This is a genomic window from Pseudomonas tructae (genome assembly GCF_004214895.1).
Classification (GTDB): Bacteria; Pseudomonadota; Gammaproteobacteria; order Pseudomonadales; family Pseudomonadaceae; genus Aquipseudomonas; species Aquipseudomonas tructae.
Window position 1 is genome coordinate 3,453,173 of record NZ_CP035952.1, and the last position, 21,879, is coordinate 3,475,051.

The 21,879-nt window shown below is 64.1% G+C and carries 11 protein-coding genes; 7 read left to right on the forward strand and 4 right to left on the reverse strand.

All coding sequences use genetic code 11. From position 1 onward, the window contains the following. Positions 1–172: 172 nt before the first annotated feature. The 7 genes from glgA (at position 173) to EXN22_RS15515 (ending at position 12,243) form a co-directional block, all read left to right on the forward strand. Positions 173–1,723, forward strand: coding sequence for a glycogen synthase GlgA (gene glgA / locus EXN22_RS15485; RefSeq protein ID WP_130264888.1), 1,551 nt, complete (start codon positions 173–175; stop codon positions 1,721–1,723). Between the two features lie 16 nt (positions 1,724–1,739). Next, entirely contained in the window at positions 1,740–3,518 is a 1,779-nt protein-coding gene (treZ, locus tag EXN22_RS15490) for a malto-oligosyltrehalose trehalohydrolase (protein WP_233281635.1), read from the forward strand. Next, positions 3,511–5,583 (forward strand): 4-alpha-glucanotransferase, encoded by a 2,073-nt coding sequence (gene malQ, locus EXN22_RS15495; RefSeq protein WP_130264889.1) that lies wholly within the window; start codon positions 3,511–3,513, stop codon positions 5,581–5,583. Before treZ ends, malQ begins: the two co-directional genes overlap by 8 nt. Next, positions 5,580–8,345, forward strand: coding sequence for a malto-oligosyltrehalose synthase (locus tag EXN22_RS15500; protein WP_130264890.1), 2,766 nt, complete (start codon positions 5,580–5,582; stop codon positions 8,343–8,345). The genes malQ and EXN22_RS15500 overlap by 4 nt, the downstream gene beginning before the upstream one ends. Positions 8,346–8,363: 18 nt before the next feature. Further along, a complete protein-coding gene (locus EXN22_RS15505) occupies positions 8,364–8,594 on the forward strand; it encodes a DUF2934 domain-containing protein (protein ID WP_130264891.1) in 231 nt (76 codons plus the stop codon). Positions 8,595–8,667: 73 nt separating this feature from the next. Then, a complete protein-coding gene (gene glgX, locus EXN22_RS15510; RefSeq protein ID WP_130264892.1) occupies positions 8,668–10,824 on the forward strand; it encodes a glycogen debranching protein GlgX in 2,157 nt (718 codons plus the stop codon). A gap of 348 nt (positions 10,825–11,172) precedes the next feature. Next, positions 11,173–12,243: an autotransporter domain-containing protein gene (locus EXN22_RS15515; protein WP_130264893.1), complete on the forward strand. Its 1,071-nt coding sequence runs from the start codon at positions 11,173–11,175 to the stop codon at positions 12,241–12,243. A gap of 51 nt (positions 12,244–12,294) precedes the next feature. Here EXN22_RS15515 and glgB read toward each other — a convergent pair whose 3' ends face one another. The 4 genes from glgB to EXN22_RS15535 form a co-directional block, all read right to left on the reverse strand. After that, positions 12,295–14,505 (reverse strand): 1,4-alpha-glucan branching protein GlgB, encoded by a 2,211-nt coding sequence (gene glgB, locus EXN22_RS15520; RefSeq protein WP_130264894.1) that lies wholly within the window; start codon positions 14,503–14,505, stop codon positions 12,295–12,297. After that, positions 14,506–17,817: a maltose alpha-D-glucosyltransferase gene (treS, locus tag EXN22_RS15525; protein ID WP_130264895.1), complete on the reverse strand. Its 3,312-nt coding sequence runs from the start codon at positions 17,815–17,817 to the stop codon at positions 14,506–14,508. It abuts the gene before it with no gap. 13 nt (positions 17,818–17,830) lie between these two features. Next, a complete protein-coding gene (locus EXN22_RS15530; RefSeq protein ID WP_130264896.1) occupies positions 17,831–19,834 on the reverse strand; it encodes an alpha-1,4-glucan--maltose-1-phosphate maltosyltransferase in 2,004 nt (667 codons plus the stop codon). A 182-nt stretch (positions 19,835–20,016) separates the two neighbouring features. Beyond that, positions 20,017–21,699, reverse strand: coding sequence for an AMP-binding protein (locus EXN22_RS15535; RefSeq protein ID WP_130264897.1), 1,683 nt, complete (start codon positions 21,697–21,699; stop codon positions 20,017–20,019). Positions 21,700–21,879: the final 180 nt, after the last annotated feature.

A 21,879-nucleotide genomic window follows, 5' to 3' on the forward strand; every position in this document is an offset into this window, starting at 1 on the left:
GCCCACCCACCCTACACCGTCAACACGCCGTCGGCAGGACGCCGGCTTGCGTAGCGCTTGTGCGCTTGGCTTCGGGGCACGGAACGCAAGGCAATACCACTCACAGAGAGATGTACCGCGCAGACACAACAACGGGCGCCCACGCCCGCACACCATAGGGACGGAGAGAAGTATGATCAGTGCCGCTGTCGAACCCCATGTAGAGCCATTCACCCCGGAACATCGTGAGCCGCTTGCGGCGGACTTCACGCCGACAGCCAAAACACTGGGTACCGATCCCAAAAATAAGCGCAAGGTCTTGTTCGTGACCTCGGAAATCGCCGATCTGGTCAAGACCGGTGGCCTGGGCGATGTCTCGGCGGCATTGCCGCGGGCCATGCGCCACTTGCACGATGTGCGCGTGTTGATACCCGGCTATCCGCAGGTACTGGAGAGCGACAACCCGATCCACCTGGTCGGTGAGCTGGGCGGCCATGCCGCGTTACCACCGTGCAAGATCGGGCGCATGGACCTGGCAGATGGCCTGGTCATCTACGTGCTGATCTGCCCCGAGTTGTACCAGCGCGAAGGCACCCCCTATGGCGCCAACAACGGTCGCGACTGGCCCGACAACCACATCCGTTTCGCCCGCCTGGGCCTGGCCGCAGCGGAGATCGCCGCTGGCGAAGGCATGGTCCACTGGAAACCCGACCTGGTCCATGCCCACGACTGGCCGGCCGGCCTGGCCCCGGCGTACATGCACTGGCGCGGCCTGCGAACCCCTACCCTGTTCACCATTCACAACCTGGCCTACCAGGGTGTGGTCAGCCGTGCCTGCTGCCCGGAACTGGCGATCCCTGAGCATGCCCTGCAACAGGAAGGCATGGAGTTCTACGGCAAGCTGTCGTTCCTCAAGGCGGGCCTGGCCTACGCCAGCCACATCACCACGGTCAGCGCCACCTATGCGCGGGAAATCACCACGCCGTCGTTCGGCTGCGGCCTGGATGGCTTTCTTGCCAGCAAGGCCCAGCAAGGCTTGCTCAGCGGCATTCCCAACGGCATCGACGAAAGCTGGGACTCGGCCAGCGACCCGCACCTGGCGCACCCCTTCAGCCTCAACGACTGGCAAGGCAAGGCTGCCAATGCCCGGCAGGTGCGCGCGTTGTTCGCCCTTGAGCCCTCCAGCGGCCCGTTGTTCGCCGTGGTCTCGCGCCTGGTCTACCAGAAAGGCCTGGACCTGACCCTGGGGGTGGCCGAGTACATCGTTCGCCAAGGTGGCCAGATCGCGATCATCGGCCGGGGCGAACCGGAAGAAGAGCATGCCATGCGTGAACTGGCTCTGCGCCATCCCGGGCAGATTGGCGTACGCATCGGCTTCAATGAAACCGATGCCCGGCGCATGTTCGCCGGCAGCGATTTTCTCCTGATGCCCTCGCGCTATGAGCCTTGCGGGCTGAGCCAGATGTACGCCCAGCGCTTCGGCTCATTGCCGGTGGCGCGCAATACCGGCGGCCTGGCCGACACGATCGAGAATGGCGTTACCGGCTTTCTGTTCGATGAATCCACCCAGGACAGCTACCGCGAAGCCCTGAGCCGTGCATTCTACGTGTACGGCAAACCGAACCTGCTCAACGCCATGCGCTGCCTGGCCATGACCCAGCCCTTCAACTGGTGCCAGGCCGTCGAGCCGTATGCCCGACTCTACGAGGAACTGGTCGAAAACGCCCGTGTAACCCCACGCTGAATGCGAGGTGGCAGGTATGCCCTTGAGGTCACAGGAACAGGCGGCCCACGGGGCCGCGATGATCGACAGCAACAACGCCCTGTTTGCCCTGTGGGCACCGGACGCGCAGCGGGTGGATGTCGAGTTCAATGCTGGCCGGCATCGACCATTGCAGGCGCAGGCTGACGGCTGGTTCGTCGGCGAGTTGCCATGCAAGGCAGGCGAGCGCTACCGCTATCGCATCGACGGCGCGCTGACGGTCGCCGACCCGGCGTCGCGCTATCAGCCCGAAGGCGTGCACGGCCCCAGCGCGCTGGTCGATCGTACGGCCTACCACTGGCAACAGCCGCACTGGCAAGGACGCCCCTGGCACCAGGCGGTCATCTACGAGTTGCATGTCGGCCTGTGCGGCGGCTATGCCGGGGTGATGGAGCGCTTGCCGGCGCTGGCCGAACTGGGCATCACCGCAATCGAACTGATGCCCATCGGGCAGTTCCCGGGCACGCGTAACTGGGGTTACGACGGCGTGCTGCCGTTCGCCCCGCAACACAGCTATGGCACCCCGGAGCAGTTGTGCGAACTGGTTGACCAGGCCCACGGCCATGGCCTGATGGTGCTGCTGGATGTGGTCTACAACCACTTCGGCCCGGATGGCAATTATCTTGGCCAGTACGCCAGCGGCTTTTTCCGTGAGGATCGCCAGACGCCCTGGGGCGCGGCAATCGATTTTCGCCGCCGCCAGGTGCGCGACTTCTTCATCGAGAACGCCCTGATGTGGCTGCAGGACTACCGCTTCGACGGCCTGCGCCTGGACGCCGTGCATGCCATCGATGACCCGGACTTTGTCGCCGAGTTGGCCCATCGGGTGCGCGATGAAATCGCCCCGGGGCGTCAGGTATGGCTGACCCTTGAGAACGAACACAACCAGGCGCACCTGCTCGAGCAAGGCTTCGATGCTCAGTGGAACGACGACGGCCACAACGCCCTGCACGTGCTGCTCACCGGCGAGAGGGAGGCGTATTACGCGGACTACAGCGAATCGACCCTCGACAAACTGGCGCGCTGCCTGAGCCAGGGCTTTGTCTTTCAGGGCCAGCCCGACCGCAACGGCCGCCCCCGCGGCGAACCCAGCGCTCACTTGCCGCCCACCGCCTTCGTACTGTTCCTGCAGAACCACGACCAGATCGGCAATCGCGCCTTCGGCGAGCGCCTCAACCAATTGTGCCCGCCCCAGGCGCTACGCGCTGCAACTACTCTGCTGTTGCTGGCACCGATGATCCCGTTGCTGTTCATGGGCGATGAATGGGGGTGCGAGCAACCGTTCGTGTTCTTTACCGATCATCACGCCGAACTGGCCGATGCCGTGCGCGAAGGCCGGCGCGCCGAGTTTGCCGGTTTCAGCGCCTTTGCCGATGCCGTCTCCCGGGCGCGGATTGCCGACCCCAATGCCATCGACACCTTCAATGCTTCACGGCCACTGGCGCCTCAAGCGCAGCAGCAGCCCTGGCAGCTGTTCTACCGGCAATTGCTGGCCCTGCGCGAGCGCCATATCGTCCCACAGTTGCCGGGGATCCGCGCCCTCGGTGCCCAGGTACTTGGGCCCCAGGCCCTGAGTGCACGCTGGCAACTGCGTAACGGCGGCGAGCTGCGTATCGACCTCAACCTGGGGCCGACGGCGGCAGCGGTCGAACTGCCCGCCAGCGGTGCGCGGCTGTTCAGTTGCAGCCAAGTCAGCATCGGCAGCCAAGAACTGCCGCCCTACAGCGCCCTGGTCAGCCTGACTTCCATTCCCTGCGCGGAGCCTGCCCATGACTGACCCACGCTTGCAGCACCTGGCGCAACTGGCGGGCCTTGCGGTGGACTGGATCGACGCCAACGGTCACGCCCAGCACGTCAGTGACCCGGCGCTGCAACGGGTGCTGGCCGGGCTTGGCCACCCGGCTGACAGCAGCGATGCGATCGAGGCCAGCATCCAGGCCCTGCTCGACGCCGGCGATGCCCGCCACCTGCCGCCGCTGTTGACCGTCGAGCAGGACCTGGCGCTGGAGCTCGCGGGTTACTTCGCAGCTTTCACTCCGTGCAAGGTGCTGCTTGAAGATGGCGGCGAACAGCAGTTGCAACTGGATGAGCAGGCCAGGCTGGTCGCGACTTTGCCGATCGGCTATCACCAGGTGCTGCTCGACCAGCGCCAGTTCACCCTGGCCGTCGCGCCAGCGCGCTGCTACAGCGTGGCCGATGCCCTCGGCACGCCGACCCCGCGCTGTTGGGGCCTGAGTGCCCAGCTGTACAGCCTGCGACGCCCCAACGATGGCGGCTTTGGCGATTGCCTGGCCCTCGAAGCCCTGGTGCGCAGCGCCGCCGAACGCGGCGCCGACGCCTTGGCCATCAGCCCGCTGCACGCCATGTTCGCCGGCGACACCCAGCGCTACAGCCCCTACTCGCCGTCGAGCCGGCTGTTTCTCAACAGCCTGTATGCCAGCCCTGCCGCATTGCTCGGTGACCGCGCCGTGCGCATGGCCATCGAAGCCTGCCAACTGCACGGCCCGCTTGAGCAGCTTGAACAACTGCCACTGATCGACTGGCCCCAGGCCGCAGCGTTTCGCCAACGCCTGCTGCGGGCGTTGTACCGCGACTTCATCGCCGCCGAGCACCCGTTGTTCGCTGACTTCGACAGTTACCGCCAACATGCCGGCGCCGCCCTGGAACGCCATTGCCGCTTCGAAGTCCTGCTTGAACATGCGCTCAAGCACGACCTGGGCCAGGACTGGCGCGACTGGCCCAGCGCCTGGCATGACCCGCACAGCCCGCAGGTCGATGCCTTTGCCCGCCAGCACAGTGACGAGGTGGGCTTTCATGCCTTCTGCCAATGGCTGATCGAACGCAGCCTGCAACGCGCCCAGGACGCAGCGCGCAGCAATGGCATGCGCATCGGCCTGATCGCCGACCTTGCGGTAGGTGCCGATGGCGCCGGCAGCCAGGCCTGGAGCCGTCAGGAGGAACTGCTGGCTGGCCTCAACGTCGGTGCACCGCCAGACATCCTCAACCGCGCCGGGCAAAACTGGGGCATCTGTGCCTTTTCGCCCGAAGGCCTGCGGCGCAATGGTTACCGCGCCTTTATCGAAATGCTGCGGGCCAACTTTGCCCATGCCGGTGGCCTGCGCATCGACCATGTCATGGGCCTGCAACGCCTGTGGCTGATACCACAGGGCGCCAGCGCGGCTGAAGGTGCCTACCTGCAGTACCCGCTCGATGACCTGCTGCGCTTGCTCTGCCTTGAGTCGGTGCGGCACCGGGCGATCGTGCTCGGCGAAGACCTCGGCACCGTCCCCCAGGGCCTGCGCGAGAAACTAGCAGCCCGGGCGATCCTCGGCATGCGCGTGCTGCTGTTCGAGCAGGACCCGCCCGGCCACTTCAAGCCGATCCTCGATTGGCCCGACAATGCCCTGGCCACCACCGGCACCCATGACCTGCCGCCCCTGGCCGGTTGGCTGCAGGCTCGCGATATCGACTGGAACCTGCGCCTGGCGCTGATCGACGGCATCACCGAACGCCACTGGCGCGAAACCCGCCAGCACGAGTGCCAGGGCCTCAAACGCGCCCTTGCGCAAAACTACGGCCAGGCCCTGACAGACAACGACGCGTTGATCGATGCCAGCATCCGTTACCTGGGCCATACCCGCGCGCCCCTGGTGCTGGTGCCACTGGAAGATGTGCTGGGCATCGACGAACAGCCCAATCTGCCTGGCACCGTCGACAGCCACCCGAACTGGCGTCGACGTTTTGCCCTACCGGCTGCCGCCCTGCTGGACGACACCGATGCGGCGCGGCGCCTGGAACTGCTGGCGCAAGCCCGCGAGCAAGCCTGGGAGCGGGACCGATGAAAGCCCTGAGCGCGACCCTGCGCCTGCAGTTTCATGCCGATTTCAGTCTCGACCAGGCCGCGGCATTGGTGCCCTACTTTGCCCGCCTGGGCGTCAGTCACCTGTACGCGTCGCCGCTGCTGCGGGCGCGCCCCGGATCTGCCCACGGTTACGATGTTGTCGACCCCGGCCAGGTCAACCCGCAGCTGGGTGGTGAGGCCGCACTGGAGCGCCTGGTGGCGGCGCTGCGCCTGCATGGCATGGGCCTGATCGTCGATGTGGTCCCCAACCATATGGCCGTGGGCAGCGACAATCCCTGGTGGCAAGACCTGCTGGCCTGGGGACGGCGCAGCCGCTACGCCGAGTTCTTCGACATCCAGTGGCACTCCCCCGACCCGCTGCTCGAGGGCCAGTTGCTGCTGCCATTTCTGGCCGCTGACTACGGCGCGATGCTGCAAGGCGGCGAAATCCCCCTGCGCTTCGATGCCGCCAGCGGCCAGTTTCATATCCAGCACCATGAACAGCGCTTTGCGATCTGCCCGGCCGACTATGGCGAAATACTTGCTCATGGCAACGCCGCCCTGCAGTCATTGGCCACACGCTTGAGTGGCTTGCGCAGCGGCGACGATCCCGCCGCGCGCGCCAAGCCGCTACTGGCCGAGCTTGCGGCGCTGTCCAGGCGCCAGCCGCTGGACGCGGTGCTGAACGCCTTCGACAGCCGCACGCCCGAGGGTTTCCAGCGCCTGCATGCGCTGCTCGAACGCCAGCCCTATCGCCTGGCCAGCTGGCGTACCGCTGCCGACGATATCAACTGGCGGCGCTTCTTCGACGTCAATGAGCTGGGCGGACTGCGGGTCGAGCGTGCGGCGGTGTTCGAGGCCACCCACGGTAAGCTCTTCGAGCTGATCGGCCGCGGCCTGATCGACGGACTGCGTATCGACCACATTGACGGCCTGGCCGATCCCCGTGGCTACTGCCGCAAGCTGCGCCGGCGGGTCGACCGGCTGCTGGCCCAGCGCCCACTGGAGGCTGCGCTGGAGCACTTGCCGATCTATGTCGAGAAGATCCTCGGCGCCGATGAGCACTTGCACCGCGACTGGAACGTCGACGGCAGCACCGGTTACGAATTCATGAACCAGGTCTCGCTGCTGCAGCATGACCCGGCTGGTGAAACGGAGCTGGCAGCACTGTGGAGCGCGCTCAGCGAACGCCCGGAGTTCAGTGAAGAGGTGCGCCTGGCCCGCCAGCAAGTCCTCAATGGCAGCCTGGCCGGCGATTTCGAGTCCGTGGCCCAGGCCTTGCTGCAGGTGGCCCGCGACGACCTGATGAGCCGCGACCTGACCCTGGGCGCGATTCGCCGCGCCCTGCAGGCACTGATCGAGCACTACCCGGTGTACCGCACCTACATCAATGCCTGCGGGCGCCCGGCCGCGGACGAAGCATTCTTCCAGCAGGCCCTGCGCGGTGCCCGCCAACGCCTGAGCGAGGCCGATTGGCCAGTGCTCGATCACCTGCAGCGCTGGCTCGGCGGCGAGCCCTGGTGCCAGTTGCCGCCAGGGCGGGCGCGCAAGCACCTGCGCCATGCCTGTGTGCGACTCCAGCAGTTGACTGCGCCCGCTGCCGCCAAAGCCGTGGAAGACACCGCGTTCTACCGTTCGGCCCTGCTGCTGTCGCGCAACGATGTCGGCTTTGACGCCGAGCACTTCAGCGCCCCGCTCGAGGCGTTCCATCAGCAGTGTCTTGAGCGCCTTGAACAGTTCCCGGACAACCTGCTGAGCACCGCCACCCACGACCACAAGCGCGGCGAAGACAGCCGCGCGCGCCTGGCAGTGCTCAGTGAGCGCAGCAACTGGTTTGCCAGCCGGGTCGAACACTGGCGCGAACTCGCCAGCCCCCTGCGCTGTACCCTGGCCGACGGCGAGGCGCCGGCCGCTGCCGATGAACTGCTGCTGTACCAGAGCCTGCTCGGCAGTTGGCCGCTGCCCCTCAGTGAGGACGATCCGCTGGCGCTTGAGGCCTATGCCGAACGCTTGCGCCAATGGCAACGCAAGGCCTTGCGCGAAGCCAAGTTGCGCAGCAGCTGGAGCGCCCCCAACTCGGATTATGAGCAGGCCTGCCTGGACTTCATCGACAGCCTGCTGCTGGAGCGCTCCAGCCAGCAGTTGCGCCACTCCCTGGCCCAAGCGGTGCAGGCCATCGCCTGCCCGGGTGCCCTCAACAGCCTGGCCCAGTGCCTGCTGCGCATGACGGTACCGGGGGTTCCCGACCTCTACCAGGGCAACGAGTATTGGGATTTCAGCCTGGTTGACCCGGACAACCGCCGCCCGGTGGATTTCGCCGCCCGTCGCCAGACACTGGGCGACGGCACCCACATGGCGCAGTTGCTCCAGGACTGGCGCAGTGGCCGGATCAAGCAGGCGCTGATCAACCAGGTGTTGGAGCGACGCCAGCAATACCCGCAGCTGTTCCTGCGCGGTCAGTACCTGCCTGTTCAGGTGCAAGGCAGGCACGCCGACCGGGTCCTGGCGTTTGCCCGCCTGACAGCCACAGAGCGCGCCATAGTGGTGGTGCCGCGCCTGGCCTGGAGCTTGCTTGACCAATCCCCCATACCCCTGATCCCGGCACAGAACTGGGACGATACCCGGCTGATCCTGCCGTTTGCCTTGTCGCCTGCCAACTGCTCGGGACTTTTTGCCACGGGCGCAGTCACAGCCTCAAAGGAGCTGTGGCTGAGCACCGCACTCAAGGAGTTTCCGGTCAATCTGTTCATCGAACATGTTTAAGTCCAGAGGAGCGTCGAGATGAGTGTTGAAGAAAAACGCATTCGTGAATTTGCCTATCAGATCTGGGAGTCGGAGGGGCAGCCCGAAGGCCAGCAACAGCGTCACTGGGACATGGCGCGCAAGCTCGCCGAGGCCGAAGCCCTGGCGCCCAGGGTCACCCCGCGCAAGCCCAGCGCCAAGGCCAAGACGGCCAGTGCTGCGGCGGCGCCGAAAAAGCCCAGGGCAGCCAAGAAGCCACCGACCGCGTGAATCTGATCGCGGGGCAAGCCCGCTCCCACAAGCTGATCTGGCGGGAGCGGCGCGATAGCCTCCAAGGAGCCCCATGAGCAAGCCTAAGCCCACCGCCCAAGTGCACCTGGAACCCTCGCGCATCCGCGAAGGCCTGCCCTTTCCCCTGGGCGCCAGCTGGGATGGCCTGGGGGTCAACTTCGCGCTGTTCTCGGCCAACGCCACCAAGGTTGAACTGTGCCTGTTCGATGCCAGCGGCGAGGTCGAGCTTGAGCGTATCGAGCTGCCCGAGTACACCGACGAAATCTTCCATGGCTACCTGCCCGACGCCCACCCCGGGCAAATCTACGGCTACCGGGTGCATGGCCCGTACGACCCGGAAAACGGCCACCGCTTCAACCCCAACAAACTGCTGATCGACCCTTACGCCAAGCAACTGGTCGGCAGCCTGAAATGGTCCGAAGCGCTGTTCGGCTACACCATCGGCCACCCCGACGGCGACCTCAGCTTCGATGAACGCGACAGCGCGCCGTTCGTGCCCAAGTGCAAGGTCATCGACCCGGCCTACACCTGGGGCCGCGACCAGCGCGTGGGCATTCCCTGGGAACGCACGATCCTCTACGAAGCCCATGTGCGTGGCATCAGCATGCGCCACCCGGCCGTGCCGCCCGCCAACCGCGGGACCTTCGCCGGGCTTATGTGCAACGAGTTGCTGGGCCACATCAAGCAGCTTGGGGTGTCGTCGATCGAACTGCTGCCGATTCACGCCTTCGTCAACGACCAGCATCTGCTGCAAAAAGGCCTGAACAACTACTGGGGTTACAACAGCATTGCCTTTTTCGCCCCCCACCCACGCTACCTGGCCAATGGCAAGATCGCCGAATTCAAGGAGATGGTCGCACACCTGCATGATGCAGGCCTGGAGGTGATTCTCGACGTGGTCTACAACCACACCGCCGAGGGCAACGAGCTAGGGCCGACCCTGTCCATGCGCGGCATCGACAACGTCTCCTACTACCGCCTGATGCCTGACGACAAGCGCTTCTACATCAACGATTCCGGCACTGGCAACACCCTCGACCTGAGCCACCCCTGCGTACTGCAACTGGTCACCGACTCGTTGCGCTACTGGGCCGGTGAGATGCACGTGGACGGCTTTCGCTTTGACCTGGCGACCATTCTTGGCCGCTACCACGAGGGCTTCGACGAACGTCACAGCTTTCTCGTCGCCTGTCGCCAGGACCCGCTGCTCAGCCAGGTCAAACTGATCGCCGAGCCTTGGGACTGCGGCCCCGGCGGTTACCAGGTGGGCAACTTCGCCCCTGGCTGGGCGGAATGGAACGACCGCTTTCGCGATACCGTAAGGGCCTTCTGGAAGGGCGACGAAGGCCAGCTGGCCGACTTCGCCGCACGCATGACCGCCTCCGGCGAGCTGTTCAACCGGCGCGGTCGCAGGCCTTACGCGTCGGTCAATTTCATCACCGCCCATGACGGCTTCACCCTGCGCGACCTGGTCTCTTACAACGACAAGCACAACCAGGACAACGACGAAGACAACCAGGACGGCAGCAACAACAACCTGTCGTGGAACCACGGCGTCGAAGGCCCCACCGCCGCCCCTGAGATCAACGCCCTGCGCCTGCGCCAGATGCGCAACTTCTTCGCCACCCTGTTGTTGGCCCAAGGCACGCCGATGATCGTCGCCGGCGACGAGTTCAGCCGCACCCAGCACGGCAACAACAATGCCTATTGCCAGGACAGCGAAATCGGCTGGGTCAACTGGGCGCTGGACGACGATGGTGCGGCGCTGCTCAAGTTCGTCAAGCGCCTGACCAAGCTGCGCCTGGCTTACCCGGTGCTGCGCCGCACGCGCTTTCTGGTCGGTGACTACAACGAGGCGATCGGGGTCAAGGACGTCACTTGGCTGGCGCCGGACGCCAGCGAAATGGGCATCGAGCAATGGCAGGACGCCCACGGGCGCTGCCTGGGCATGCTGCTCGACGGTCGCGCCCAGGTCAGTGGCATTTTGCGCCCCGGCGCCGATGCCACCTTGCTGCTGATCGTCAACGCCCATCACGACACGGTCGCTTTCACCCTGCCCCAGGTGCCGGAGGGCGAACACTGGAACTGCCTGCTCGACACCGACCGTCCCCTTTTGCGTAAAGGCGAGCAGCACGACTTTGCCAGCCAGCTCCAGGTCAGCGGGCGCTCCCTGGCATTGCTTGAGCTGTACCGCGACGACGATGCCTGAGCAGCAGGCAAGCTGGCCGTTCAAGTGCGGCTTTAGCAATCATTCGGCATAGCCGCGAGCGTGGAAAGAGCGGTTGTGCTTATCAAAGGTAAATATTTGTTTAATTTCAGACGATTGCTTTATCCAATAGCTTGATAACGGTTGATTCACGCTTTCTTGACGCCCGCCCGCTCCTCTCCTTAGCTAGAAGTAATGCAGCAACTGCAGATTCCATTCCGAGCCTCTAGCTCGCGCTTTTCAGCGCGTGGCCGGGACCGGTTTGCTGGTTTGGGTCGCCCTCTGGTTTTGCATTACAGCACGTGACATCAGGCCAGAACCCTGGCTATTGAAAAACAGAGGAGATCCGCCATGAAAAGAACTCCAAATCCCACGGGCTTTGAGTACGTTTTCTATGCGGTTTCCACGTCGCTGCTCTTGGCAACCCCGTTGGAAACCCAAGCATTGGGCCTGGAGGATAGCAACCCGCTGAACCACATGGTGCAGGCCCAACCTGCCCTCTCGCTCACCCCGGTCAGCACCAGTGGCCTGGGCCTGAGCACCCTGGGCGCGTTTTCCGAGCGCCTGGCCGAGCGCAACGCTCCGACCGCCAATGAAACTATCGCCAGCCAGTGGGCGCAGTTCTTCCCGACCCCGGTGCGCACCCCGAGCCCGGAAGCCGACAACCTCAGTACACCAAACCGCACCCTGCAGATCAGCCCTGACCTGTTCATTCGTGAAACCAGTGGCGGCAATGTACACCGCGCCGGTTTCTTCGTCGGCCACAGCAACCTGCAAAGCGGCTTTGACGGCTTGCACAAACCCCAGGTCGGCGACAGGCAGACCGCAGTCAATCTCGACGGCGAGAGCCTGGGCGTGTACTGGAGCATGACCCATGACCAGGGCTGGCACCTGGATGCCGTGGCCATGGGTACCCGCTTCGACATCAATGGCCGCAGCGAATCCGGCCAGCGCCTGGATGGCAATGGCCATGCCCTGACCCTGTCGGTGGAAGGCGGCTACCCCATCAGCCTGGGCAACAACTGGACCCTGGAGCCACAAGCCCAGTTGATCAACCAGCAGTACTTTCCCGGCAGCCAGACTCAGACCGACACCCAGCAAGCCTTCGACGAACAGCCGAACTGGACCGGCCGGGTCGGTGCCAAGTTGTCTGCGCGCTACAACGTGCGCGGCATGCCGATCGAGCCCTTCGTGCGGACCAACATCTGGTACGACTTCTCCAATGCCGATACGGTGAGCCTGGACAAGGTCGACAAGATCAGCAGCGGACGCAACTCCGCCACCGTCGAACTGGGCCTGGGCCTGGTGGCGCGGGTCACGCCGAAAGTGGCGCTGTTTGTCAGCGCCGACTACAGCAGCGACATGGATGACAATGACCTCAACGGCCTGATTGGCAACCTGGGGATCAGGGTACGCTGGTGAGACCAGCACGCCTGTGGGAGCGGCGATGCGGCGACCCGACTCCCACAGGTGTCACTGCGGTCGCAAGATCAGCACCCCCAACGGTGGCAGGTTCAGCCCCACCGACAACGGCTGGCCATGGCTGGGCAGCGCCTGGCTGGGCACTTCACCGAGGTTGCCAAAATTGGAACCGGCGTAGCCCTCGGCATCACTGTTGAGCACCTCCACCCAGCGCTCACCGAACGGTACGCCGATGCGATAGCCCTCACGCGGCACCGGGGTGAAGTTGGCCACCACCAGCAACGGTTCGCCGCTCGTACTCCAGCGTAGCCAGGCGTAGACGCTATTGTGCGCATCGTCGCCAATCAGCCACTGGAAGCCCTGGGGCTGGCAATCCTGCTCGTGCAAGGCGCGCTCGTCGCGGTACAGGCGGTTGAGGTCGGCCACCAGTCGTTGCACCCCCAGGTGTTCAGGGTACTTGAGCAGGTACCAGTCCAGCTCGCTGTCGTGGTTCCATTCGCGCCACTGGCCGAACTCGCAGCCCATGAACAACAGCTTCTTGCCCGGATGGGTCCACATGAAGGTCAGGTAGGCACGCAGGTTGGCGAACTTCTGCCAGCGATCGCCGGGCATCTTGTCGATCAGCGAGTGTTTGCCGTGCACCACTTCGTCATGGGAAATCGGCAGGATGAAATGCTCGGAATAGGCATAGATCAGGCCGAAGCTCATTTCGTTGTGGTGATAGGTGCGGTGGATCGGGTCGTTCTGGATGTAGTGCAAGGTGTCGTGCATCCAGCCCATGTTCCACTTGTAGGCAAAGCCGAGACCGCCCTGCTGGGTCGGTTGGCTGACGCCCGGCCAGGCTGTGGACTCCTCGGCAATTACCAGGGCGCCTGGTGCCTCCAGCGCGACGACATCGTTGAGGTGGCGCAGAAAATCGATGGCTTCGAGGTTCTCGCGCCCGCCATGGCGGTTGGGTACCCACTCACCGGCCTTGCGTGAATAGTCGCGGTACAGCATCGAGGCCACGGCATCGACACGCAGGCCGTCGATATGAAAATGCTTGAGCCAGTGCAGCGCCGAGGCCAGCATGAAGCCGTGCACTTCGGTACGGCCCAGGTTGTAGATCAGCGTATCCCAGTCCTGGTGAAAGCCTTCGAGCGGGTTGTCGTACTCATACAGCGCAGTGCCATCGAAGCGCACCAGGCCGTGACTGTCGGTGGGGAAATGCGCCGGTACCCAGTCAAGGATCACGCCGATGCGCGCCTGGTGGCAGGCGTCGATAAAGGCGGCAAAATCCTCGGCCATACCGTAGCGCGCGGTCGGGGCGAACATCGACAGCGGCTGATAGCCCCAGGAACCACCAAAGGGGTGCTCCATGATCGGCATCAGTTCGATATGAGTAAAACCCAGCTGCTGGATGTAAGGCACCAGGCGCTCGGCCAGTTCACGCCAGTTGTAGAAGCGCGCGACTTCACCGTTGTCGTCCAGCTCGCACTGCCAGGAACCGGCGTGCAGTTCGTAGATCGACAGTGGCGCGTTATTGGCCTGGCGCTCACCGCGCACCTGCATCCAGCCCTGGTCCTGCCAGTCGTGGTTCAGGGGGCCGGTGACCTTCGAGGCGGTGCTGGGTGGCAGCTCGGTGGCTCGGGCCAGCGGGTCGGCCTTCAGCGGCAGGATGCCTTCACGGCCGAGCACTTCGTACTTGTAGGCCTCGCCGGCCTGCAGGCGCGGCACGAACAGCTCCCAGACCCCGGACGGATGACGCAGGCGCATGGGATGGCGGCGACCGTCCCAGTTGTTGAAGTCGCCGACCACCGAGACCCGCCGGGCATTGGGTGCCCACACCGAAAAGCGCACACCGTCGACACCCTCGACGCTCACCGGTTGCGCGCCCATGGCCCCGGACAGGTCACGGTGATTGCCTTCGGCGAACAGGTACAGGTCCATGTCGCCGAGCAACGGGCCGAAGCTGTAGGGGTCTTCGCTGACCTGCTCGCCACCGGCCCAGTTGATCTGCAACAGGTACGCCTGCTGATCCGCCAAATGCGTGATGAACAGCCCCGGCACCGGGCCTTGCTCCAACTCTGCCAACACACGATTGTCACTGCGGGCCAACACCTTCACGTTCAGGGCATTGGGCAGGTAGGCGCGGACAAACTGGCCACCGGCACCATCGGGGTGCGGGCCGAGCACCGCGAACGGGTCGGTGTGTTCGGCTCTGACCAGGGCTTCGATATCCCGCTGCCCCAGCCCTCCTTCCTCGCGCTTGCGTTGAGTCATCTACTGCTCTCCCCAGGTACTGATCAGACCATGCAGGCCATGCAAAGGCACGGCCAGCCAATGCGGACGGTTCTCGGCTTCGTAGAGGATTTCGTAGGCGACTTTCTCGAGACTGAACAACGCCAGGGCCGCCTGCTCGCCATCGGCCTGCTCCCAGGCATGGGGCATGGCCGCACTGGCCCGCCCATAAGCCTCGACAAAAGCATGCCGGGCCTGGTGCAGGTAACGGCGGGCGACGCGTTGACGCGCCTTGCGGGCAGCCTCGCAAAGATCGACACCAGAAGCACTGCGCAGCACCATCGCTGCAGCATAGTCGAAGGAACGCAGCACGCCGCTGACATCTTTGTACGGGCTGTGTTTAGCTCGCCGCTGGTCCAGCGGCCGCGCCGGTTCGCCCTCGAAATCGATCAGGTAGGCGTCGCCCTGCACCACCAGCACCTGGCCCAGGTGCAGGTCGCCATGCACGCGCATCAGCAATCCGCCGACCGCCTGTTTGCTCAGCTCGACAATGTGCTGGAGCAGGCTCTTGCGTTGTTGTAACAGGTCATCGACCAGGGCCTGGCTGTCGCTGTCGAGGCTGGCGCGGTGTTCCTGCAGCAGGTCTAGGGCACAGCTCAGTTGGGCAGCGACCTGCGTGCTCCAGGCCTGGCTGTCGCGGCGGGTGCTGGCCCGCGGCTGGAACCCAGGGTCAGCGCTGGGCGCGGCCAGCAGCAGGTGCATCTCGCCCAGGCGCTGGCCGAGCAAGGCGGCAAAATCAGCCAGGTCCTGCAGCGCGTCGGTGTGTACGTCCTGATCCTTGCTCGAGGGCTCCATCTCGTCACGGATGGCCCGTTCGAGGGTGTTCTGGGTCCAGTCCCAGGCATCGCCCTGGTTGCTCAAATAGCCCTGGGCGATCATCAACAGATGCGGCTGCGCCTGGGCGTCGACACGACTGACCCAGCCCAGCAACGGCGAGATATTGGCAAAGCCGGCAGCGGTCAGGTAGGCGCTCATTTCCAGCTCCGGGTGCACCCCGGGATTGACCCGGCGAATCAGCTTGAGCACCAGGCTGCCACCGACCACCACCGAACTGTTGGACTGCTCGGCGCTCAGGTAACGGATTTCGGCGGCGTCGCCCAGGTTCAGCGCCGCCAGTTGTTCAGTGGCCTCAAAACGCAGTTCACCTTCGCTGCACGGCAGGCGCAGGCCGTCCCGGCAACCACTGAGCACGGCGCGGACAAAACTTTCGAGGACAAAACCATCGGTGATCAACCCCACCTGGCGACCACGCCGGACCCGGGCCAGGGCCAGTTGCTGCGGCGCCGGGCTGGTGAGGTTATCTTCGCCGATCAGGCCAAATGGCAACTGGTACCGGCTGCTCTGACCTGCCCCCTGCACGTCGATCTCGCTCAGCAGCACCGGGCTTGTCGCAACGCCAAAGCGCACCCCGTAAACGATTTGCACCTGTTCGATGCGGCTTTGCTTGCCAGCGAACCAGCGGCGCTTGGGCAGGTACTGCGGCAGGATGCTGTCTTGCAAGATGGCCCGTGCCGGCGCTTCGAGCAGCTCTTCCATGCGTTTTTTCAGCACCAGGGTGGTGAACTCCGGCAGGCTCTGGGCCGGTTCCCTGTGCCAGCTGGGCATCTGGTCCTTGTCGGCCAGCTGGAACCAGTAAAAGCCATAAGGCGGCAAGGTCAGCAGGAACGGCAACTGGCCGATCGGCGGGAACGCGCTGCCGCCGAGCATCTCCACCGGCACCTTGTCGGCGTACTGCTGCAGTTCGAGTTCCGCCGCTTGCGCCGCGCGCGAGACGTTGGCTACGCAGAGGATGATCTCGGTGTTGCCATCACTGCCGCTGTACTCGCGGATATAGGCCAGGATCCGCCGGTTGCTCGGCGTGAGCATCTTCAGTGTGCCGCGGCCAAAGGCCTTCTGCTGCTTGCGCACCGCCAGCAGGCGCCGGTTCCAGTTCAGCAGCGAGTGCGGATCATGGGCCTGGGCCTCGACGTTGACCGCCTGGAAACCGTACAGCGGGTCCATGATCGGCGGCAGCACCAGCCGCGCAGGGTCGGCGCGGGAGAACCCACCGTTGCGGTCGATCGACCACTGCATCGGTGTACGGACGCCATCGCGGTCACCCAGGTAAATGTTGTCGCCCATGCCAATCTCGTCGCCGTAGTACAGGGTCGGCGTCCCGGGCATCGACAGCAGCAAACTGCACAGCAACTCGACCCGCCGTCGGTCACGTTGCAGCAACGGCGCCAGGCGTCGACGAATGCCGAGGTTGATGCGCGCCCGGCGGTCTTCGGCGTAGTAGTTCCACAGGTAGTCACGCTCACGGTCGGTGACCATTTCCAGGGTCAGCTCATCGTGGTTGCGCAAGAAGATCGCCCATTGGCAGTTGGCCGGAATCTCCGGGGTCTGGCGCAGGATGTCGGTGATCGGAAAACGGTCTTCCTGGGCCACGGCCATATACATGCGCGGCATCAACGGGAAGTGAAAGGCCATGTGGCATTCATCGCCCTGGCCCTGGCCAAAATACAACTGGGTGTCTTCCGGCCACTGGTTGGCTTCGGCCAGGAGCATGCGGTCAGGGTAATGGGCGTCGATTTCGGCGCGGATCCTCTTCAGCACCTCATGGGTTTCGGGCAGGTTCTCGTTGTTGGTGCCGTCACGCTCGATCAGGTACGGGATGGCGTCCAGGCGCAGGCCGTCGACGCCCAGATCGAGCCAGTAGCGCATGACGTCGAGCACCGCCTTGAGCACCTGTGGGTTGTCGAAGTTGAGGTCCGGCTGGTGCGAGTAGAAGCGGTGCCAGAAGTACTGGCCGGCGACCGGGTCCCAGGTCCAGTTGGACTTCTCGGTGTCGAGGAAGATGATCCGCGTGCCGTCGTACTTCTGGTCGCTGTCGGACCACACGTAAAAGTCCCGCGCCTTGCTGCCCGGCTTGGCGCGCCGGGCTTTCTGGAACCACGGATGCTGGTCGGAGGTGTGGTTGATGACCAGTTCGGTGATCACCCGCAGGCCGCGCTGGTGTGCCTGGGCGATGAAGCGCTTGACGTCGGCCAGCGTGCCATAGTCGGGGTGCACCGCCTTGTACTCGGCGATGTCGTAGCCGTCGTCGCGGCGTGGCGAGGGGTAGAACGGCAACAGCCACAGGGTGTTGACCCCAAGCTCGGCGATGTAGTCGAGCTTGGCGATCAGCCCGGGAAAATCGCCGATGCCGTCATTGTTGGAATCGAAGAAGGATTTGACGTGTACCTGGTAGATGATCGCGTCTTTGTACCACAGGGGATCATCGATAAAGGCCGCTGGGCGGGCGCGCTTGGCCATGCTCGACTCCTTTCTAGAGGGCTTTTTCGATACGCCAGATCGCAAATGGCAGGTGCCAGGGCTCGATGCGCATCCATTGGGTCTTGCCGTGCCAGGTCCAGCGGTGGCCGCTCATCAGGTCTTCACCATAGGTGTCGGCGTTGTCGTCCAGCCCCAACTCCCACAGCGGCAACTCGAAGTGCGCCTCCTGGGCGTTGTGCGGATCGAGGCTGACGGCGATGAGGATGAAGTTGTCGCGCTCGGCGGTGCGCTTGCCGAAGTACAGGATGTTGTCGTTCCAGGCCTGGTAGAAGGCCACGCCCAGGTGCGTCTGCAGCGCCGGGTTGTGCCGGCGGATGCGGTTGAGCTGGGCAATCTCGGCGATGATGTTGCCCGGTTGGGTGAAGTCCCTCGGGCGCAGTTGGTACTTCTCCGAATCCAGGTACTCTTCCTTGCCCGGCACCGGCGTCGCCTCGCACAGCTCGAAGCCCGAATACATGCCCCACAGGCCCGAGCCCATGGTCGCCAGGGCAGCACGGATGAGAAACCCGGCACGGCCTGACTCATGCAAAAAGTACGGATTGATGTCCGGGGTATTGACGAAGAAGTTCGGCCGGTAGCAGTAGCACCACGGCGCCTGGTTGAGTTCTTCGAAGTAGCTTTGCAACTCGGCCTTGGTGTTGCGCCAGGTGAAGTAGGTGTAGCTCTGGGAATAGCCGACCTTGCCCAGGCGCGCCATCATCGCAGGCTTGGTGAAGGCTTCGGCGAGGAAGATTACCTGCGGATACTGGCTGCGGACATCAGCGATCAGCCAGTGCCAGAACGGCAAGGGCTTGGTGTGCGGGTTGTCGACGCGAAAGCTTTTGACCCCCTCCTTCACCCAGCCCACCACCACATCGCGCAGGGCCAGCCACAAGGCCGGTACCGAGTCTGCGGCGTAGAAATCGACGTTGACGATATCCTGGTACTTCTTGGGCGGGTTCTCGGCGTAGCGGATGCTGCCGTCCGGGCGCCAGGAGAACCAGCCCGGGTGCTCCTTGAGCCAGGGGTGGTCCTGGGAGCACTGGATGGCAAAATCCAGGGCGATTTCCAGGCCATGCTCGGCAGCAGCGGCCAGCAGCCGACGAAAATCCTCGCGGCTGCCCAGTTGCGGGTGAATCGCCTCGTGCCCGCCTTCAACGCCGCCAATGGCATAGGGGCTGCCCGGGTCATCCGCGTCGGCCTGCAAGGCGTTGTTGCGACCCTTGCGGTGGCGCACACCGATGGGGTGAATGGGCGGAAAGTACAGCACGTCAAACCCCATATCACGGATCATCGGCAGGCGTTCGTGCACATCATTGAAGGTGCCGTGGCGCTGCGGGTCATCGGTGATCGAGCGGGGAAACAGTTCGTACCAGCTGGCGAACTGCGCCTGGATGCGTTCGACATCCAGCGGGTATTCAGGGCTGCGGCTGAGGTAGGTGCGGTGCTCAGCCTCAGCCATCAGCACCGCGGTGTCCGGATGCAGCAGCAAGGCCACCTGCTCCTCGCAGGCCAGCCCCGGCAGGTGCCGGCACAAGGCCTGCAGTTGGTCGCGCAGCGGCCCGTCGCTGCGGCCAATATTGTGCTCGATCAGCAGCAGCCCTTCCTGCAACTCCAGCGCCACTGCAACGCCTGCGCTGAACTTCTTTTCCAGGTCATGGCAATAGGTGGCGAACGGATCGATCCAGGCCTCGATGCTGAACAGGTGACGGCCCTGCTCGCTGACGGTGAATTGGGCCTGCCACAGGTCATTGCCGGCAAATTGCATCGGTACACAATGCCAACGCCGGCCATGGGCCTGGCGCCAGTTGAGCATCACCGCCAGGGCGTCATGACCATCGGCATAGACCTTGCTGCTGACCTGCACCGGCGCACCGACCACCGCCTTGACCGCAAACAGCCCGCCGTCGAGCACCGGCAGGGTGTTCTCGATCACGATCCGCGGTTCGAGCAAAGCCCGGGAAAGGCTCAGGGCCGGGTCCGGGCGGTCGGTTTCGAAGGGCTCATCGCGGGTCATCGAACGTTGCTCCGTTATGAAATGACGGTAAAGGTTCGAGCGGGGGCGCGGCTTGGGGTTCAAAAAAAATCAGCGATTGGCCACGCCCGATCCGAAAGCGTAGAGGAAAATTCACTGTAGGAGCGGGCTTGCCCCGCGATGGCATTCTGTCAGCCACATCGCATCGCGGGTCAAGCCCGCGCCTACGGGTTGCGCTGCAGGCTCAGTTCTTCAATGCTGATCTCACGCATGCGGAACTTCTGCACCTTGCCGGTCACCGTCATCGGGAACTCGTCGACAAAGCGGAAGTAACGCGGGGCCTTGAAGTGGGCAATGCGGCTCTTGCACCACTGCTGCAGTTCGATCTCGCTGGCGCTGTGGCCGGGATGGAACTTGATCCAGGCAACGATCTCTTCACCGTAGCGCTCATCGGGTATGCCGATTACCTGCACATCCGCCACCGCCGGGTGAGTGAAGAAGAACTCTTCTAGCTCGCGCGGATAGATGTTCTCGCCACCGCGAATGATCATGTCTTTGTTGCGCCCGGCGATGCACACATAGCCCGCCTCGTTCATGGTCGCCAGGTCACCGGTGTGCATCCAGCCGGCCGGGTCGATGGCCTCGCCAGTGGCCGCCGGGTTGCCCCAGTAGCCGAGCATCACACTGTAACCGCGGGTGCACAGCTCACCCATCTGCCCGCGCGGCACGATGCAACCATGCTCGTCGATGATCTTGCTTTCCAGCTGTGGCTGGGTGCGCCCCACCGTGGTCACGCGCAGCTCAAGGTCGTCATCGGCACCGGTCTGCATCGACACCGGGCTGGTTTCGGTCATGCCGTAGGCGATCTGCACCTCGCTCATGTGCATCTCGCCGATGACCCGGCGCATCACCTCGATCGGGCAGGTGGCGCCGGCCATGATCCCGGTGCGCAGGGTCGACAGGTCCATCTCGCGGCGTTGCGGGTGATCGAGCATGGCGATAAACATGGTCGGCACGCCGTACAGCGCCGTGGCTTTTTCTTGCGCCACACAGCTCAAGGTCAGCAGCGGGTCGAAGGCATCATTGGGGTAGATCATGGTGCTGCCATGGGTGATGCAGCCCAGGTTGCCCATGACCATGCCGAAGCAGTGGTACAGCGGCACCGGGATCACCATGCGGTCGTGCTCGCTCAGGCCCAGGCTCTCGCCGACCATGTAACCGTTGTTGAGGATGTTGTAATGGCTGAGGGTGGCGCCCTTGGGAAAGCCGGTGGTACCGGAGGTGTACTGGATATTCACCGGTTGGTCGAACTGCAGGCTTTGCTGGCGGGCCTGGTACTGCGCCGGATCGGTTTCGCTGGCAAGCCCCGCCAGCTGATCCCAGGGCAAGAAACCCGCTGGCGGCTGCGCGTCGAGGCTGATCACTCCGCGCAGTTCCGGCAAGCGCTCGCTGCGCAGTTGCCCGGGTGCTTGCTGAGCCAGGTTCGGTAGCAGTTCGCCGAGCATGGCGTGGTAGTCGGAGCTCTTGAAGGCGCCGGCACTGATCAGCCACTGGCAGCCCGACTGCTTGAGCACATATTCAAGCTCGCTGGTGCGGTAGGCCGGGTTGATGTTGACCAGGATCACCCCAATCTTGGCGCTGGCGAACTGGGCGATGCACCACTGCGCACAGTTCGGCGCCCAGACCCCCAGGCGATCACCGGTTTGCAAGCCCAGCGCCATCATTGCCCGGGCATGCTGGTCGACACTGGCGGCCAGTGCCTGCCAGCTGTATCGCAGGTGTTGATGACGCACCACCAGCGCCTCACGCTCGGCAAAACGCGATGCCGTCTGGTCGAATGCCTGTCCGATGGTCATGGCCAGCAGCGGCTTGTCCTGGCGGCCCTGGGTATAGCTCGGTTGATTCATGGCAATCCCTTTTTGTGTTTGTTCTGGGAGCTGATTCAAGCGGGTCTTACTCTGGCTGATATTAACGTTAACGTAAAGGTCATGGAGTGATTGACAGTGGGTAGTGGCAGGTTTACGTTAACGTAAAGGTGATCGCTGATCGCGGGGCAAGCCCGCTCCCACAGCCCCGCGAAAATTCCA